The sequence below is a fragment of the Flectobacillus sp. genome, from assembly GCF_049240685.1.
GTDB lineage: Bacteria > Bacteroidota > Bacteroidia > Cytophagales > Spirosomataceae > Flectobacillus.
In genome coordinates this window covers 10,713-28,370 of record NZ_JBMLSD010000498.1, presented here as the reverse complement: position 1 = coordinate 28,370, position 17,658 = coordinate 10,713, and the positions used below count along the sequence as shown (strand labels likewise).

General features: G+C 37.9%; 15 protein-coding genes. 14 read left to right on the top strand and 1 reads right to left on the bottom strand.

Translation table 11 applies throughout. The annotated features are described in order from the left end of the window. The 3 genes from ACOVQ4_RS23015 to ACOVQ4_RS23005 all read left to right on the top strand — a co-directional run. Positions 1-191 (top strand): hypothetical protein (locus tag ACOVQ4_RS23015; RefSeq protein ID WP_421822928.1); only part of this gene is annotated, 191 nt, incomplete at its 5' end. A gap of 269 nt (positions 192-460) precedes the next feature. After that, the gene (locus ACOVQ4_RS23010; protein WP_421822927.1) at positions 461-928 is read left to right on the top strand and encodes a hypothetical protein; all 468 of its coding nucleotides are present in this window, start codon (positions 461-463) and stop codon (positions 926-928) included. A gap of 155 nt (positions 929-1,083) precedes the next feature. Then, positions 1,084-2,517, top strand: coding sequence for a TolC family protein (locus ACOVQ4_RS23005; RefSeq protein WP_421822926.1), 1,434 nt, complete (start codon positions 1,084-1,086; stop codon positions 2,515-2,517). Positions 2,518-2,672: 155 nt separating this feature from the next. On the opposite strand, the gene ACOVQ4_RS23000 is transcribed toward ACOVQ4_RS23005, so the two are convergent. Then, entirely contained in the window at positions 2,673-5,180 is a 2,508-nt protein-coding gene (locus ACOVQ4_RS23000; RefSeq protein WP_421822925.1) for a glycoside hydrolase family 95 protein, read from the bottom strand. A gap of 631 nt (positions 5,181-5,811) precedes the next feature. Here ACOVQ4_RS23000 and ACOVQ4_RS22995 point away from each other — a divergent pair. From ACOVQ4_RS22995 to ACOVQ4_RS22945, 11 genes are all read left to right on the top strand, one after another. Then, positions 5,812-6,969 (top strand): iron-containing alcohol dehydrogenase, encoded by a 1,158-nt coding sequence (locus ACOVQ4_RS22995; RefSeq protein WP_421822924.1) that lies wholly within the window; start codon positions 5,812-5,814, stop codon positions 6,967-6,969. A 283-nt stretch (positions 6,970-7,252) separates the two neighbouring features. Further along, complete coding sequence (locus ACOVQ4_RS22990; RefSeq protein ID WP_421822923.1) at positions 7,253-7,399, top strand: hypothetical protein; 147 nt, start codon at positions 7,253-7,255, stop codon at positions 7,397-7,399. A 97-nt stretch (positions 7,400-7,496) separates the two neighbouring features. After that, positions 7,497-9,275, top strand: coding sequence for a helix-turn-helix transcriptional regulator (locus ACOVQ4_RS22985; protein WP_421822922.1), 1,779 nt, complete (start codon positions 7,497-7,499; stop codon positions 9,273-9,275). Positions 9,276-9,922: 647 nt separating this feature from the next. Beyond that, a complete protein-coding gene (locus tag ACOVQ4_RS22980) occupies positions 9,923-10,609 on the top strand; it encodes a hypothetical protein (RefSeq protein WP_421822921.1) in 687 nt (228 codons plus the stop codon). 36 nt (positions 10,610-10,645) lie between these two features. Continuing rightward, positions 10,646-12,346, top strand: coding sequence for a hypothetical protein (locus ACOVQ4_RS22975; protein ID WP_421822920.1), 1,701 nt, complete (start codon positions 10,646-10,648; stop codon positions 12,344-12,346). A 94-nt stretch (positions 12,347-12,440) separates the two neighbouring features. After that, entirely contained in the window at positions 12,441-12,875 is a 435-nt protein-coding gene (locus tag ACOVQ4_RS22970) for a hypothetical protein (RefSeq protein WP_421822919.1), read from the top strand. Positions 12,876-13,365: 490 nt separating this feature from the next. Then, positions 13,366-14,394 (top strand): hypothetical protein, encoded by a 1,029-nt coding sequence (locus tag ACOVQ4_RS22965; protein WP_421822918.1) that lies wholly within the window; start codon positions 13,366-13,368, stop codon positions 14,392-14,394. 161 nt (positions 14,395-14,555) lie between these two features. Beyond that, on the top strand, positions 14,556-15,797 hold the full coding sequence (locus ACOVQ4_RS22960) for an Nramp family divalent metal transporter (protein ID WP_421822917.1): 1,242 nt from the start codon (positions 14,556-14,558) through the stop codon (positions 15,795-15,797). 34 nt (positions 15,798-15,831) lie between these two features. Beyond that, complete coding sequence (locus tag ACOVQ4_RS22955) at positions 15,832-16,083, top strand: VF530 family DNA-binding protein (RefSeq protein WP_421822916.1); 252 nt, start codon at positions 15,832-15,834, stop codon at positions 16,081-16,083. Continuing rightward, positions 16,070-16,981 carry an RluA family pseudouridine synthase gene (locus tag ACOVQ4_RS22950; RefSeq protein ID WP_421822915.1) on the top strand — a complete coding sequence of 304 codons (912 nt, stop codon included), beginning with the start codon at positions 16,070-16,072 and terminating at the stop codon, positions 16,979-16,981. Before ACOVQ4_RS22955 ends, ACOVQ4_RS22950 begins: the two co-directional genes overlap by 14 nt. Before the next feature lie 169 nt (positions 16,982-17,150). Then, positions 17,151-17,477 (top strand): RNA recognition motif domain-containing protein, encoded by a 327-nt coding sequence (locus ACOVQ4_RS22945; protein ID WP_421822914.1) that lies wholly within the window; start codon positions 17,151-17,153, stop codon positions 17,475-17,477. Positions 17,478-17,658: the final 181 nt, after the last annotated feature.

Below are 17,658 nucleotides of genomic sequence, written 5' to 3'. Positions count from 1 at the left end.
GTCTTTCTAACTGTTTTACAGTATTTAAACCATTCGTTCGATCTACAGGTAATGCAGTTTCTTCTGATTTACAAGAGAAAAAAAAGGAAGTAATCAAAAGTAGTGAGCAGGGCAATAGGTTTTTCATTGTGAATGAGCTGTTGTTTATGTATGTAGAAAAATTATTGATAGCGCATATAATCAATGACTAAATTAAGTGTATTCTTCTAGAAATGCTAATTTTTTTGTTATAATCCACAGAATCAAGAATATAGACAAATAAATTTTTAAAAAAATATCAATCCTAGCAATCCAATATTTCAACTGTCCCGTATATATTTCTGAATTCCAACATTTGTGAGACAATTAAAAAAACGCTAGTATGCCTTCTTAGGCATGGGTTATTTTGTATTGTCTTTATTGTAAGCTGAGCTGTCCTAAGTATATATATAATCCACATTTACAAAAACTCTTTTTTAACATGAAAAAGCTCTTTATTTTATCAGCTTTAGTTTTTGGAACTATTTTAGCATCTGATGCTCAATCACTTACAGGCAATCTTGGTGGAGTATTACATCCTGTTGTGGGTAATCTTACTGCACCTGTAGTGACGTCTACTACCGCAAATCTTACACATCCATCGAATGGAGGACTAACAGCTGTTTCTGGCACAAGTGGTCATGTAAACACGGCAACGAATAACTTAGTACGTTTGAATACAACTGCTGTAGTCAATACCTTATCTCATAATCCTACAGTAGCCAATCTGAATGTTAGCAACACGCAAGTATTGGGAACAAACCTAGCAAATAATACGAATGTTACAACCAATCTACTAAACAACACTAATGGGTCTAAATATCTAACGGTAACAGCTCCAACAGCAGTTACTGGAGGCCTTGCTAATGTGGGGCTTTCACCATCAGCGGCTGTGATTATCAAGAAGTAAATTTCATAAAAGGAGTTGCTTGTAAATATTTTACCCGCCACAACTCCTTAAACTTTAAAAATCAATTGGATAGCTAAAGCCACTGATAGGTATACGTGCTGAGTCGGTGGCTTTTTTATTAGACTATTCACAACCACCTGCATTTTGGTTGACCTATGAAAGCATTTTTCCTCATTGTGACTTTTTTAGCAATAAATCTGATGCCTATCCGAGCGCAAAAGGTTTGGAATCTGCATCAATGTATCCAACATGCTCAAAACAATAATCTTCAAATCAAGCAAACTCGACTGAACCAAGAGTTAGCTTTAGAAAAAACTATTTATACCAAAACCGACCTCTACCCTACCGTTCAGTTTTCGGTTAGTCCGTCCTTGGCTATGGGGCGTTCGCTTGACCCTACTACTTATCAATATGCCACCAATGGCTTTATCAATAATATTATGGGGGTCAATATGAACCAAGTATTGTGGGCGGGTGGTCGTAAAAAAAACTCCCACCAACAAAGTATCGTTGAACAAGAAATAGCGAGTTTACAAGAACAAAAAAATACTGTTACCATAGCCACACAAATCACGCAGGCTTATTTTCAGATATTATTGCAGCAAGTTTATGTCAAAAGTGCTGAACGCCAGCTCGGTATTTCGAGTGAGCAACTAGCCGTTTTTCAAAAAGCCAATACCAGCAACCCCGACACAGCCTATAGCGTTTTGGAATGGCAAGCTCAGGTAGCTAACGATGAATTTACTTTGACGAAATATAAAAATGAGTTGAAAACAGCTCAAATTAATCTTGGTACACTTTTGGCATTACCCGACCCTTTGGGCATCGAAATCGCAGAAATAAACGACGAAACATTTACTGTAGATAGACCTATCGGTCAAAAAAAGGGAGAATATGATTTATTTTACAAAATGGCCTATTGGCATCCTTCTACCAAAATAACACAACTCAATCAGAAACTTGTAGCCCTGCAATTTGATGCGGTAAAGGCCAGTGCCTATCCTACTATCTCGTTAGCGGCAGGAGTTTCACTACCATTTTCAAGCCTTTTTCGTGAAGTTGACCAAGCTTATTTGGTTCGTACCGATACCATTCCTGTGTATTCGCAAGGGCAATTACGTTTGGCACTTTCACCCAACTACGCATATAGTTATAAAACAACCTCCTTGTTTTCTCAGTGGAAACAACTAGCAAGTGCATATATAGGTTTTCAAATCAATTTGCCTATTATAACAGGAGGTCTTCGAAAATACCAACAGCAACAAGCCGCCATTAATATCGAAAATGCACATATCTCGATGCTTTCGGCACGAGCTGAGATTTACAAAGAAGCACTCTTGTCGACTAATAATTTGGAGGCTGCTATTTTACAATGCCAAGCAGCACAAAAAACCTTACAAGTTTGGCAGGTATATTTTAACACTACCTTACAAAAGGTACAACGAGGAGAAGTGAAAATAAAGGATTTTGAATCGGTTAAAAATAGCTTTTTCACAATTCAACAAAATGCAGAAATCGCCAAATACGATTGGCTTTTGAAAAAGAAAATTTACCAATATTACAGCACTGGTAATATGGAGGATTTGTGAGTTATTGAGTGAATAGTGGTTGAGCGATTATTTTAAAAATAGCAGTAGAGACGCAATGATTGCGTCTTAAGCCGAGTAAAATCTAGCAATTTTTCATCAAAAAAGCGGTCGGAAAATATTTTCCGACCGCTTTTTTGATACTTTTTTTTAGTCTACTATTGACAGATAATTTTTTCACCTTTTTTAGTTACTACATCATATTCGTAGTACTTTTTGGTGGTTTCTGTTGCCAAAGGTTGTCCAACTACCGAAACAGGTTTTGCGCCATCGATACATTTCAAAAGCGGGTTTGACACCGTTCCTTTGGCTAGTTTTGCCCCTTTGATTTTCAACGGTACTTCAGAACGAATACGGCAAGTGCCCCCCAATTTTGAGAAGATAGTAGCCTTTTGAAGTTTACCATTTCCCCAAACTATATCTACCTCAAAGCCTCCACGAGCTACTAATCCTTTTACTTGTCCTTTTTGCCAAGTACTTGGCAAAGCTGGTAATAAGTGTACTGCGCCCGAATGTGATTGTAGCAACATTTCGGCAATACCTGAAGTTGCACCAAAATTTCCATCAATTTGGAATGGCGGGTGCGCATCAAATAAGTTACGATATACGCCTCCTCTATGATAGTCGTACCCTTCGAAACCGATTGGACTCAGAAGGTTTTTGAGGATAATCATTGCGTGGTCACCATCCAATAATCTCGCCCAGAAGTTTACTTTCCAGCCCATAGCCCAGCCTGTACCTGCATCGCCTCTACGCAATAATGAATTTTTTACGGCTTTGAATAATTCAGGAGAAGTCCAAGGGTTTACTTGATTACTTGGGTGCAAGGCATACAAATGCGAAGAGTGACGATGGTGCACGTCTGTTTCTTCAAAATCTTCTGACCACTCCATCAAATTACCTTTATCGTTGATTCTGAAAGGTTGAAGTTTTGGTAATAATTCTTCCAACTGCTTCACAAAAGCAGAGTCTTGATTCAATGCTTTGGCTGCTTGATAACAATTGTTCAATAACTCACGAGTCAAGGCTAAGTCCATGGCTGTTCCTGCTGAGATAGCTAAGTTTTTTCCTTGATATTTATATTGATTTTCGGGAGATACCCCAAAAGCTAACTCATAATAACCCGCATCGTTTTTATCCAAGAAACCAATTACAAATTCGGTGGCCCCTTTCATAACTGGATAAAACTCTTGTAAAAACTGTTTGTTGCCTGTGTACAAATAATGCTCATACACATGACTACACAACCAAGCTGCCCCCATTTGCCAGTTGGCCCAAACAGGGTCGCCTGTACCAAAATCACCCACAGGAGAAGTTAAGCCCCAGATATCGGTATTGTGGTGCGCTACCCAACCTTTGAGGTTATAGTGTAGTTCAGCCGTTTTTTTCCCATTTACCGATAAATCTTTAATCAAATTCATCAATGGCTCAGTCAATGGCGAAAGGTTACACATTTCGGCAGGCCAGTAATTCATTTGCACGTTGATATTGGTCGTATAGTTAGAACTCCACGGCGGACGTACCATATTATTCCAAATACCTTGTAAGTTAGCAGCCTGACCACCATGACGAGACGACGAAATCAGTAAGTAACGACCGTAATTAAACAAGAGTGCTACCATTTGTGGGTCGGCATCTTTGGCATAGTTGACAATACGCTTATCAGTCGGGATATTGGCTGTTCCTTTACTTTCCAATGCCAAGTCTACACGCCCATACAGTGCGTGATAATCTTGATAATGCATTTTACGGATACTTTCATACGAACGTCCTGATGCCAAACGCATCCATTCTCCAGCTTGGTTTGAAGGCTCTAAACCCTCCAAACCAGGCGATTTGAAACGTCCATTGTAACTTGTTGCAGCTACCACATATACTTCTGCCTCAGAGGCATTTTCCAAGACCAGCTGATTATCTTTAACACTTACCTTACCTGTGGCAGATTTGATTTGTACCCAAACCTCCGCTTCCATTCCTTCGCCATTCCAATCGTCGTATTGTACAGCTTCTTCTGGTTTGAAGCCTCCTCTGTAATTGGGTTCTACGTGTTTAGGCGCTTTCAATCTAATTTTTAAGATATTACCATCAACCCAAACCTTATTTTTCATTAAGGATGAAGCTCCAATCATAAAACCCAAACTACGACCGCCGTTAGCAGTCAGGCGCATAGCCATTGCTTTATCTGGAAAACTAACTAGCAATTCACGCTCATAAGTAGCCTTAGGCGTGCTATAGCGAACATGAGTGGTAGAAGTATTCAAATCCAAGTCACGATAATAGTCACTCACTTGTGCCGTGTCCGTAAATGTCATAGTCAGGTCGGCCAAAGGCTGATACGACTGTGTAAATGCGCCTTGGAGTTTTTTAGAAAGCTCCTCTGCTTCGGCATATTTCTTTTGTTTCATCAATGCCTTTACTTCAGGGAAGTACTGAGCTGCATTGTGATTGTTCCAATCTTTGGGAGCACCCGACCAAAAATCTGTATGGTTAAGCTGAATGAGTTCTTTGCCTGTACGACCAAAAACCATAGCACCCAAATGACCATTACCAATAGGAAGAGCTTCGACCCATGCTTTGGCTGGTGAGTCGTACCACAATTTATCGGTTTGTGCAACAGACTGCACACCTATAAGCGAAGCACAAGCCCATAAAAAAAGTTGTTTCATGAAAGAATTGAGTTTAGATAGTTTAGTTTGATTATCAGTAGGAAGTATTAGTGCTGAATTATTAGTTGTAAGTAGGAAAACGTTATTAGTTAACAGTCTAATTACTGGACAAAAAGAGAAAAGGTATTTAGACTTTTTCAATGAATGTTTAAAAACAGTTTAAAACTGTTAAAAAAATGAGTCCAAGACTAAGTCTTGAACTAGTAACTTCAATTTTGTCAAGTAATTAGACTATTAATTTAATCTTTCCTTTTACTTAAGTTAATGGGCAAAATAAAATTTAAGATTATGCTTAGGGCTTTCAGGTTTCGGCTTTCGGCGGTGGGTTTTGGAAAAAAGCATGGCTGTAGGCGATAAAAAACATTTGAACACTCTGTGCCTTATGCCTGTTGCCTTTTGCCTCAACAAATAACTTAAATCTTATCCTGCATGATCACTTATTACTTAAATAATCGTCTTTAAAATACTGATAACAAAAGGGGAAGCCTCCCAAAACTACTCAAAGGCTGTCCTGCCACAGAAACTTTTGCGCAAGCCATGGTGTTTTTACTAAAAGCTTAGGTCTGTAAACATTTTCAAGCATTTACAGACTTGAGGATTACGTTTTCATTTTTTTAAACAAAAACCAAACATGTTAAACTTTGAATTGCAGAATCCTACCAAAATTCTTTTTGGAAAAGGACAAATAGCCAACATTACCAAAGAAATCCCTACTAATGCACGTATCTTGATGACTTACGGAGGCGGCAGCATCAAAACTAATGGCGTTTATGACCAAGTAATTGAAGCACTAAAAAATCATGAGGTCGTAGAATTTAGCGGTATTGAACCCAACCCTACTTACGAAACGCTGATGAAAGCTGTAGAAATCATTCGTACTCAAAAGCTTGATTACGTATTAGCTGTTGGTGGCGGTTCGGTGATTGATGGTACTAAGTTTATCGTAGCGGCAGTAGACTTTGAAGGTGAACCTTGGGATATTTTGGCAAAATCTATCCGTACAACACAAGCTATGCCATTTGGTACAGTATTGACTTTACCAGCTACAGGGTCTGAAATGAACTCTGGCGCAGTAGTTACTCGCGTGGCAACGCAAGAAAAACTGAGTATGGGCGGCCCTGGCTTGTTTCCAAAATTCTCAGTATTAGACCCAGAAGTTATCAAAAGTATTCCTGTGCGTCAGTTGCGCAATGGTATTGTAGATGCTTACACACACGTATTGGAGCAATATATGACTTATCCTGCTAATGCTTGGCTTCAAGACCGTTTTGCAGAAAGTATTTTACAGACTTTGATTGAAGTTGCTCCAAAGATTTTGGCTGACCCGAGCAATTATGAAGCGGCTGCCAACTTTATGTGGAGTTGTACTATGGCACTTAATGGTTTGATTCAAAAGGGTGTACCTACCGACTGGGCTACACACATGATTGGTCACGAGCTTACGGCTTTGTACAATATCGACCATGCTATGACATTGGCGATTATTTTCCCGAACCTATACCGTAATCGTTTTGACAACAAAAAAGAAAAGTTGGCACAATACGGCGAACGAGTATGGAATATTACCGAAGGTTCTATCGAGGAAAAAGCAAATGCTGCTATTGAACGTACAGTAGCTTGGTTACATGAATTAGGAGTAAAAACACGCTTATCTGAATACACAAGCGACTATGCTCACACTGGCGAGTTTATCGAAAAGCGTTTTACCGAAAGAGGCTGGAAAGGCCTTGGCGAACGCCGTGATATTACTCCAGAAGTAGTAAAAGAGATTGTGGAAATGAGCTATTAGGAAATAGTAAGTTATTAGTTAACAGTATATTTGTTATTTGAATAAGAGTACATCGGATTTTTGATTAGATTGTTGTGTTCTTTAAAATATCTTTCGTAAGTAGTAAGAAAGATTAATTTAGTAATATATCTAGGGCACAATTCGACTATAACATTTTGATTATGAACTCTTTCAAATAACGAATATACTATTAACCTGATTACTGGACAAAACGTAAAAGTGTAATTCGGGTGTTTGGACATTTTCACTGAGTTTTATAAAACAGTTTCAAACTGTTAAAAAAATGAGTCCAAGACTAAGTCTTGAACTAGTAAATATTTTACTTTATTTCCGAAATCCGCAATCCCAAATCCGCAATGGCTTGAAAGCCCTTATTCACCACTCACAATTCACCACTCAAACTCACTCCTCCATCAAAAATCTGATATAGCCTAGATTCTTCATTAATTCATAGCCCATCATTCGCAATTCCAAAAAGCTAGCTTATCTTTGTTCTAACACACTTGCTTTAGAGAACAATTTCTAGAATGAAAAGCCTCTTTCTTTTTCCCATACCACTAAAGAAAAAATTATATCTTACTGCGACAACCCTTTTTGTATGCTGTTTAGCAAACTTATGCCTTGCCCAACCCGTATTCAATAAGAACGAATTTATGGAAATGAGTGCCACACAGCGCTATCGCTATGTACATGATTATCCATTCTGGAAAGTTGATGATGTAAATCAATTATCTTCATTGGTAGCACAAATGGTCGATGTAGCAGACTCTAAAAGAGACTATCATACCCAAGTAGCACTCGATTATTATCTGGCGTTAGTTGGAAATAAAGCTAATTTCAAGTTTCCCAAAGGTAAGCCAGCGAGTATTTTGGGGTCGTGGGAAGCGATGCAAAAAACAGCCATTCAACAAGGTTATGACGTTGAAGCATTAATTGCGGCGGCCTCATTAACGAATAGTTTGTATTTGGGTCAACGGATTTCGAGCGAACAATACTATGTAGAGATGCAACGCTCCTTGGAACAATTACAAGAGCTTGGGTTTGAAAAGTGTAGAGACTATAATATTGCCTCTATCTTGTTTGACTTTAGCAAATGTCTTTGGGATTTGGGCGATTTTGATAAGGCTTATTTATATCTCCGCATCGCCGAACGATATATCGAGCCAACCATCGAAGGTGGATTTCATTACACGCAGGTATTAAGTTATTTGCAAACCTACTGGAAAAACAAAAAAGAATATGATAAGTCGATGGTTTATGCTAAAAGGATTTTAGCTTTTCATCAAAACTTCCACTCAGATATACCCGAACACAAATATTGGAGCGAATTTTGGCTAAATTTTGCTTCTATCGACATAGCTTCACTATTACTAGATCAGGGAAAAATTAAAGAAGGAGAAATTTATGCCAGTAAAGGATTTCAGCTTATCAAATCGCGCCTTTCATTAGATACTGTTGTATCAAAACAAGCCGAATTTGATGCCTTAATGATATTGATTCCTGTAAAGTTAAAGTTAAAAAAAATCAAGGAGGTAGCTCCACTTCTCAAGCTTGCTAACAGTATCAAAACCTCATTAGAACCCAATGGGAAGCTTGACTATTTCAAACCATTACGACTTTATAAATATTCATCTGAATACTACGAAAAAGTAGGTGCTTATGCGGAGGCATTACGATTTACTCATTTGGCACAAACACTACAAGATAGCCTCAACCGTAGGAACGATGCCCAAAAATTATCGCAAATGCAATTGCGCTATGAAGTAGAAAAATATGCCAACCATGTAAAAGCCATTGAGAGTGAAAAGCAATTACAAAAGTATTTGCGCAATGCTATTATCTTGATTTTGTTATTGATTTTATGGCTGGTGTATGTCAACCACCAACGCTTACGTCATAAACACCGCGAGCAAGAAAGTGAGCTAGAAACGGCCCAAAAAGAACTTGCCTGGCAAACTAATCATTTTCGGAATATGTCGGAGCTGATTGAAAATCTTCGACAAGAAAATGAAAAACTCAACGCCTCCGACAACCAACGCGAGCATTTCGAAAAGCTTATCTCATCTACGATTCTTACCGATGAAGGCTGGACAAACTTCAAGCGTATGTTTGAAAAAGTACACCCGGGTTATATGCAATCTGTTAAAGAAAAATACCCTGATCTCACCAATGCCGAGTTGCGTTTATTAATGCTCGAAAAACTAGATTTGAGCACACAAGAAATGGCAAATATGATTGGTGTAAACAAAAATACGATACATCAGACTAGATTACGTTTAAGGAAAAAAACCTTGGATAGAAATTAAAAGATATTGATAAGCTTCTGTTTATGAAAAAGTTGGCGTTTTGTCAACTTTTTGTCATCCCAAATTTTCTTAGTATTCCATCCTTCCCTATCATATTTGTCCTGCTAATCTTGTCAAGCTTTGGTACGACAAATATGCTTTATGCTTGTAGATTCAAAGCAATTGTTTCCTAAATACAAACCACTTGACCTGAACCCAACTAATTTTTTTCACTAAACTAATTTCTTATCTCTAACACACATAAGTAGTAATGCAGAATTATGAGTTGTGAGTTACATTTTACGCTTTAGGCAATAAGCCGTAGGCATTAGGCAAGCACACAATCAAAATCTAATTTTACCCACTTAGTAATTTATTATATAGGATTATACGAACAAATTTATGGTAATACCTCTACCTTGAGGGCAACGGCACAAAGCGTTTTACAACGAAAGAGATGTTGGTCATTTGACTAAATATTCACTTTGTGCCTGACGCCTAATAGTAATGAGTTTTTCAAAATTGATTCAGACGGACTAGCAAAACCAACTTGACACCTCTCAAAGTTTATATAATCATTATTCCTTTTCTCGTAATACCTCCTCCTATATACACCATCGTAAATACTTTAATAATCATGTATGTTTTCTAAAATTCAGTAAAAACTTATGCAACAAAAAACTACGTTTAGTTTATTCCTTCTTTATGTATGTCTCATTAGTTACAGCAATGTAACAAAAGCCCAAACGCCAAGTGGCTCTTCTCATAAATTAGGTCTTAGCTTAAACCTTGGCACTACCCCAGGTGTAGATATTGGCTATGCCATCAGTCCAAAAATCACTGCACGTTTGGGCTATAGCTATTTCAAATACAACACTAACACGACTGCCAAAACTTCGGGTGAAGACGTAAAGTTGGGAGGAGACGCCAACGTATCTATTGCTAGTCTTTCCTTTGAATATCATCCATTCAAAAAAAGTAGCTTCAAACTAATTGGTGGGGTTTCATATTTTGATAAAGGGCAAATTGCGCTGGTAGTAACACCAACAGGCACTTACAAATTTGGAAGTACGACTTTTACCCCCGAAGAAGTAGGGAATGTACAGTTTACAGTAGATTATGGCAAACAATATGCGCCTTTTGCTGGCATTGGCTTTGGGCGAACTGTTCCTAAAAGAAGAGTTGGTTTTGGCTTTGAAGTAGGTTCTTATTATACCCAAACACCTAAAGTTACCTTAACTGGTGATAAAAGACTAAGCAGTATGAGCGAACAACAAGCCAAAGTTCAAGAAAACATGAAAGACTGGAAATACTGGCCAGTTGTCAATCTGAGGTTAGCCATCAGACTAGACTAAACTTTTCTCTTTTAATCCATCTTCTTTTTATTTCTGATGAAAAAAATATTTACTTCTATATTCCGTCCTGCGGTACTTCTTTCGCTTGGACTAGCTCTTACTGTTGGCTGCCAGCAAATTAATCCACTTGAAGGCGTAGAGCTTACTGTCAACAACAACGTTTATAAATCTCCTATTTTGATTGAGTTTGTTGATGCCAATCCCAACAGTAAAACTTTACCCAACGATTTAACTGTAACAATTTCAGGGCCTGGCAAAGACCTTGTTTTTACAGATCTTGGAGGAAAAGACTTTAAGGTAGCAGGTAATTTGCTTTCGGTAGTATTAGGACAAAATGCCAACCCAACCGAAAGTGCCCCAGTAGAATTTACAGTTTCTGTCAAAGGTCCTAATTACGTGTCCACCAACTACAGTATAGTAGTAACCGATTTGGAAAGTGCTACTTACGAAGTACCATTGACAAACCTTAATGCATTACCAGATGGCGTTGGCGCTGTTTCGAAAACAACCTTATTAGCCACTGGCGAAACTATTACTGTTCCTGCTACATCTTCAAAGCCAGAGGTAGCCAAAATCTCTATTGCACCTGGTACACAAGTAAAAGATGAAAACGGTTTGGTGATTAACGCTACCAACGTATCGAGTACCATTGTGCAATACGGAACAGGTACAGAAGAAGCAGCCAATAGCCTACCAAACGAAGGCGAAGGGAATACCATTAAGTACAAAGATGGAACTACTGATTTTGGGACATTCCTATCAGCAGGTTTTGTGGACATTGAAATGACTGCTGGAGGCAAAAATGTTAAAAGTTTCTCAACGCCATTGGATGTAACACTTTCTCTTAATCCAAGCTATGAAGACCCAGAAACAGAAGCTCCCATGAATGTAGGCGATCAAATTCCTGTATGGAGTTATGATAAAGCGAAAGATGAATGGACAGAGGAAGGCGTTGCCACTATTGCAAAAGATGCCAATGGAAATTTGGTTGCCAACTTTAAAGTATCCCATTTGTCGGTATGGACAGTTGCTAAAAACTATAAAGGCAAAACTTGTAGTTCCAAAACTATCAAAATAAAAGTAAATTCTGACGTTAGACACGGCTCTTCCAAATTTAGTGCAAAGATTACATACTCTAAAAATGGAAAAGCAAGGTTCAGTAAGAGCATAAACAATTTTAAAATATCTAATGGTGCAAGTTATGCTATTAAATTAAGACGAATACCTAGTGGTTATACAGGACGTATTGTTGTTACTCCTGTTAGTACCTCCCCAAATACTACTTCAAGAGGTGGCTCTAAATCTTTTAAGTCTTGTAATAACGCTGTAGTAATAGTAGATGTAAAAGTTAAAGAGACAGCTTCGGATACGCCTACATCAACAACAACCACTGATACCGAATCTGATGCAGTAAAAGTAAATCTTGACTTTACAGCGGCTTGTATTAGCAAAAATATCAGTATCAAACCTACCGTTTGGGTAAAACTCGTAGATGATACCAATACAGAACAGTTAGTCAGCGTAGTGGGAGGCAAAGCCATTATTGGTATGAAGAAAGGCGTAAAATATACTTTGACTGCCACCTACAATGGTATCAATTTCTCTGGAGAAGTTACGATTAACGGAGATAAAGCTACCATCGTTTCGTCAACAGGTCTGAATGGCTCTTTCCCAATTGACATAAAAACTGGGGAAGTCAACGCAACAATTATTTATCCCCTCAATAATTGTCAGTAAATAGATACAAAAACGCTATCAAGTAACAATTCTCACAAAGACTTTATTACTTGATGGCGTTTGTTTCGCTTTCCACTAAATAAAACCTGAACTCATGAAAACGTCTATCGCTTATGTAACTCGTGGCGGTTTCGCATTACTTGTCATTCCTTTCTTATTTTTAAGTTGCCAAAATATCAATCCTTTTAACCACATCCAATTTCCACAAAATACAAGCAATTTGCATAATCCAATTCTCATTGAGTTTGTAGATGCCGATCATCCTAATATCGTATTTCCTAAAAATCTCACCATTGCTATATCCGGGCCAGACAAAAACCTAATACTTAGTGACCTACAACATAAAAACCATAAAATTATAGGAAACCTTTTGTCTTTAGTGATTTCTCCAAAAGCTAAACCGAGCCTCCAGCACCCTGTCAGTTTTACTATTACTGCCAAAGGTTCAAATTATGAACTCGTAAGCAAAAACATTACTATTTCAACTCTATCAAATCAATCTTACTCCATTCCGCTGAGTTATAAGTAGTATTTTAGCCAATAGTCTATCCAATAAAACTGTTGTTAATATAAAAAGAAGTTAATAGTCTGATTACTGGACAAATTTGAAGATACTAGTTCAAGACTAAGTCTTGAACTCATTTTTTGAACGATTTAAAACTGTTTTTAAACATTCATTAAAAAAGTCTAAATACCTTTTCTCATTTTGTCCAATAATCAGGTTACCCAAGTAAGTAGATTTAATTTTTGAGCTTACGGCTTTCAGCTTTGGGCATTCGGCAAAAATATATCTATCCTCACTAAAAAAACGATTTAACACTCTGTGCCTTGTGCCTGTTGCCTAAAAACTTCTCTTTACTTACATCAAATTAAGTTATACATTTACCCTTCAATTAGCCAACTATCTTAATTTTTAACCGAAAAACCCAAAAACTTTGTCAAACGATTTTGTATCTTGTACTATTACAAAACATTGTTTGGCAATAAGCCTTTAATTTTCAAATCTAAATCTTGTTCCTATGCAACGTCTTACAGTAGCTGGTAGATTAATTATCACTGCCCTTGTAGTAGCGGCCTTTTACTTCGGATTCTCCAAATTAGGAGGTCAAGAGTTACTCAAAAAATTAAAGACCACTGATTCTACTCAAACTACGTCGACAACATCGAGCACTTTGCCTGCGGAAGACAAAAGTTCGGACGAAGCGAGTAGCAACAGCAATGATGAGGCCGTAGACTCGGCCAAGCCCTCTTTTGATTATACTGCTCCTGTGCCAATTGCCGGAAAGCTTAAAGGTGTGGTAGAATTGGGCGCAAGCGGTTTCAATTCATTTATTGTTCGTATTGACAAAGACAAAAACTGGAAACTCGAAAAGGCTGAATTTGGCAATAGCCTCGTAACCGAGAATATGGCAACCGATGAAGATGTACGCACTGGCTTGAAAAAGTACATTGGAAATATGCTTGATTACGGCGTTGGAGGTAAAGAAATCCATTTTGTAGTTAGCTCAGGAGCCTTGAAAGCAGAGATTACTCAACGTATTATTAAGGCACTCAAGTCGCTCAATTACTATGTCAATACGGTGACACCTGAACAAGAAGGTGTTTTGGGATTAAAAGTGGTACAGCCCAAAGAATTTGCAGATAACTCTTTCGTAGTTGATATTGGTTCGGCCAACACCAAGATTTCTTGGCATGAAGGCTCTGCGATTCGCTCCCTAGAATCCTATGGTGCAAAGTATTTCCAAAATAGTATTGATGACGAAACGGTAGCAAAAGAAATTTCGGCAAAGTCAAAACAGATTCCTTCGGCCAATCGTGAAACTTGCTTTATCATTGGTGGTGTACCATTCGAATTGGCAAAGGCTGTGCGTAAGGGTACCGAACGCTACACTGTACTGGATGCTCCATCAGCCTATAAGCTTGATAATGCTAAGTCAAAAGCTGGTTTGAATATTTATAAAAATATTGCTGAAACTACTGGCTGTAAGAAGTTTGTTTTTGACTGGGATGCCAACTTTACGATTGGGTTCTTGTTGAATTTGCCATAATTCAACGTTTTTAAACCTTTTGACAATCTTTACTTCTTCTATTAAGGTCGACCCCAAAAGTCGACCTTTTTTATTTTATTGAAAAACTTCATCTAAGAGATTTTCTCGAAAGATATTTTATAAATTACCGTACTATCTGAAGACATTTAATACAAAACCTAATGACAACCTTTAAGAAAAAAATTATTTCATTCTGGAAAGTTTTAGGACCCGGACTTATCACGGGTGCCAGCGACGATGACCCTTCAGGAATTGCCACCTATTCGCAAGCGGGAGCACAGTTTGGAACCAAACTTTTGTGGACAGCCATCATCACTTATCCTTTGATGGTATCTATTCAGGAGATGTGTGCCAGAATTGGTTTGGTGAGTGGTCATGGATTGATGGGCACCATCAAAAAGTATTATCCTCCCTACATTCTATATCTCATTTTGCTGGTCAGTATTCCCTCAATTATTCTAAACATTGGGGCAGATATAGCTGGAATGGGAGCAGTCGGGCATTTGATTTTTCCTAATATACCAGTATTTATTTGCTCGATTAGTTTTACAATCTTACTTATTCTCAGCATCGTTTTTCTATCTTATCGTCGTATTGCTATGATTCTCAAATGGCTCTGTATAGTGCTATTTAGTTATATTGCCATACCTTTCATGCTAAAAATCAACTGGTTGGGCGTTTTGCACGACACCTTTATCCCCAAAATCGAATATTCATCCGACTACTTTGTTGCCTTAGTAGGAATTTTAGGTACTACTATTTCTCCTTATTTATTTTTTTGGCAAGCCTCAATGGAGGTCGAAGAAATCCAACAACGACATCTAGTAGTTGACAAACGAGTGATTCATTCTATGCAAAGCGATGTTAAGTGGGGAATGCTACTGACTAATGTAGTTTTCTTTTTTATCATTCTTACTACAGGTGTGGTGTTGTTTCAGGCAGGTATTTTTCATGTAGATACGGTAGAGGAAGCTGCACGAGCCTTACAACCTTTGGCTGGTGACAATGCCTATTTGTTGTTTGCCGTTGGTGTAATTGGAACGGGTTTGTTGGCGGTGCCTGTACTTTCGGGGGCCTTGAGCTATATGATTGCGGAGGCTTTTGATTGGCAAGAAGGTTTGGATAAAAAATTTCATGAAGCCAAAGGATTTTATATAACCCTGATTGTGTCGATGCTTGTGGGGCTTTTTGTCAATATTATCGGAATTAGTCCTATCAAAGCCTTGATTTATACAGCTGTGTTATACGGCATAATTGCACCGATTTTGATTGCTATTATTTTACATATAAGTAATAACAAAACGATAATGGGACGATTTACAAATACAAGACTAGACAACTTTATGGGTGCTTTGACGATGTTGATTATGACATTAGCGGCGATAGCATTCGTAATGTTATAAGGCGATTCGCTAAAATATTCATACCTTTGTACTTATGAATCAGCAAGTAAATAATCCCTTACATGGCATCACGCTCGAAATGATTATTAATCATTTGGTAGCTTATTATGGCTGGAGTCAATTGGGGCAACTCATTGAAATACGCTGTTTTAATTTTGATCCAAGTGTAAAATCAAGTTTGAAGTTTTTGCGTAAAACGCCTTGGGCTAGACAAAAAGTCGAGGAGCTTTATATCGAAACTATCAGAGAGATTGAGCGTAAAAGTAATGTCCATGAAACCAAATAAATGGAGCCCCAAACCAGAAGGTGCTCCCGCCAAATCTTCTGAGGCTAAATTTCAAGTGACTGAGAATACCGAGTTGATGGTATTTTTGATTGCAAAAATGCCTCATAAAAGTAGAATTAATATTAAGAGTCTTCTTCGTGACAAACAAGTATTAGTTGATGGTAAAGCCATTTCGCAGTTTAACCACCCTTTAGTTGTTGGCCAAGAAGTTCAGATAAAGGCTTTGAAGTCACATCAAGAAAAACCTTATAAAGGACTGAATGTTATTTTTGAAGACCAGTATTTGATTGTAATCAACAAAGATGCAGGCTTGCTGTCGATTGCAACTGATCGTGAAAAGGAACAAACCGCCTACTCGATTTTGAGTAATCACGTCAAAAAAGATAACCCTGCTAATCGTATTTTTATTGTTCACCGCCTCGACCGTGAGACTTCTGGGGTTATGATTTATGCCAAAAGCGAAAAAATTCAAAAACTTTTGCAGGAATCTTGGCACGAAACCAAAGAGCGTGTGTATGCGGCCGTGGTAGAAGGACGCCCAAAACAACCCTACGGCACTGTTGAATCGTATTTGGTAGAAAGTAAGGCTTATATTGTGTACTCCTCGCAAAACCCCAATAATGGGCAAAAAGCAATTACTCATTACGAAACTATCAAGTCCAATAGCAATTACTCGCTCTTGAAAGTGAAGCTAGAAACTGGTCGTAAAAACCAAGTGAGGGTTCACATGCAAGACCTCGGTCACCCAGTGATTGGCGATGCCAAATATGGCTCGAAAGTAAATCCTATCAAAAGATTGGGCTTACACGCATGGGAATTGAACTTTATTCACCCCGTTACGAAAGAGGTGCTTAATTTTCAAACACCGCTACCTGGTAAGTTCAAGGCATTATTTTAATATCATGCCCTAGGCTCTAAGCAATACGCTTTAGGCGAGTACAGGCTTTTCGGCAGTCAGCTATGGACACATGGCAAAATAGAAGGTTTTCTGCCTAATGCAGTCTAATTAAGCCTTATTTTGCCCTTTAATTTAAAACTTTTTTTTAACGTAAAATCATTCAAAACAAATGGATATATATGTAAGCAGTCTTCCTTTTAAGTTGAAGGAAGCGGGTTTGAAAGCCCTTTTTGAAACTCACGGAGAGGTGGAATCTGTAAAAATTATTATCGACAAAATCACTCGTCAAAGTAAAGGCTTTGGTTTTGTAACAATGCCCAACGAAGAGGAAGCTAAGGTTGCTATCGAAGCGCTTCATGGAAGTGAACTTGATGGAAGAATTTTGATTGTCAGCGAATCTCAACAAAAATTACAGTCAAGCGTAAAGGATTCTAAATCAAAGAAAACCTCAAGTGCGTATTTTAAAGGTATTGGTAAAAATTATAGAAAGAAATAATAAGTATTTTAGTGCAAAATTAGATTTGATTTATGTGTTTTAGGGAAAAGGCAACAGGCACAAGGCACAGAGTGTTATAATGTTATTAACGACCACGGACATGCATTTTTTCCAAAGCCCACCGCCGAAAGCTAAAATTTAAGTGATGTGTTTTAGGGAAAAGGCAACAGGCACAAGGCAC

Bases quoted from the DNA above. Each gene is read 5' to 3' on its own strand.
- ACOVQ4_RS22950 (WP_421822915.1), top strand. From the start codon at position 16,070: ATGAAACCAAATAAATGGAGCCCCAAACCAGAAGGTGCTCCCGCCAAA.
- ACOVQ4_RS23005 (WP_421822926.1), top strand. From the start codon at position 1,084: ATGAAAGCATTTTTCCTCATTGTGACTTTTTTAGCAATAAATCTGATG.
- ACOVQ4_RS22985 (WP_421822922.1), top strand. From the start codon at position 7,497: ATGAAAAGCCTCTTTCTTTTTCCCATACCACTAAAGAAAAAATTATAT.
- ACOVQ4_RS22955 (WP_421822916.1), top strand. From the start codon at position 15,832: ATGAATCAGCAAGTAAATAATCCCTTACATGGCATCACGCTCGAAATG.
- ACOVQ4_RS22965 (WP_421822918.1), top strand. From the start codon at position 13,366: ATGCAACGTCTTACAGTAGCTGGTAGATTAATTATCACTGCCCTTGTA.
- ACOVQ4_RS22945 (WP_421822914.1), top strand. From the start codon at position 17,151: ATGGATATATATGTAAGCAGTCTTCCTTTTAAGTTGAAGGAAGCGGGT.
- ACOVQ4_RS22990 (WP_421822923.1), top strand. From the start codon at position 7,253: ATGAGTCCAAGACTAAGTCTTGAACTAGTAAATATTTTACTTTATTTC.
- ACOVQ4_RS22980 (WP_421822921.1), top strand. From the start codon at position 9,923: ATGCAACAAAAAACTACGTTTAGTTTATTCCTTCTTTATGTATGTCTC.
- ACOVQ4_RS22995 (WP_421822924.1), top strand. From the start codon at position 5,812: ATGTTAAACTTTGAATTGCAGAATCCTACCAAAATTCTTTTTGGAAAA.
- ACOVQ4_RS23000 (WP_421822925.1), bottom strand. From the start codon at position 5,180: ATGAAACAACTTTTTTTATGGGCTTGTGCTTCGCTTATAGGTGTGCAG.
- ACOVQ4_RS22960 (WP_421822917.1), top strand. From the start codon at position 14,556: ATGACAACCTTTAAGAAAAAAATTATTTCATTCTGGAAAGTTTTAGGA.
- ACOVQ4_RS23010 (WP_421822927.1), top strand. From the start codon at position 461: ATGAAAAAGCTCTTTATTTTATCAGCTTTAGTTTTTGGAACTATTTTA.
- ACOVQ4_RS22975 (WP_421822920.1), top strand. From the start codon at position 10,646: ATGAAAAAAATATTTACTTCTATATTCCGTCCTGCGGTACTTCTTTCG.
- ACOVQ4_RS22970 (WP_421822919.1), top strand. From the start codon at position 12,441: ATGAAAACGTCTATCGCTTATGTAACTCGTGGCGGTTTCGCATTACTT.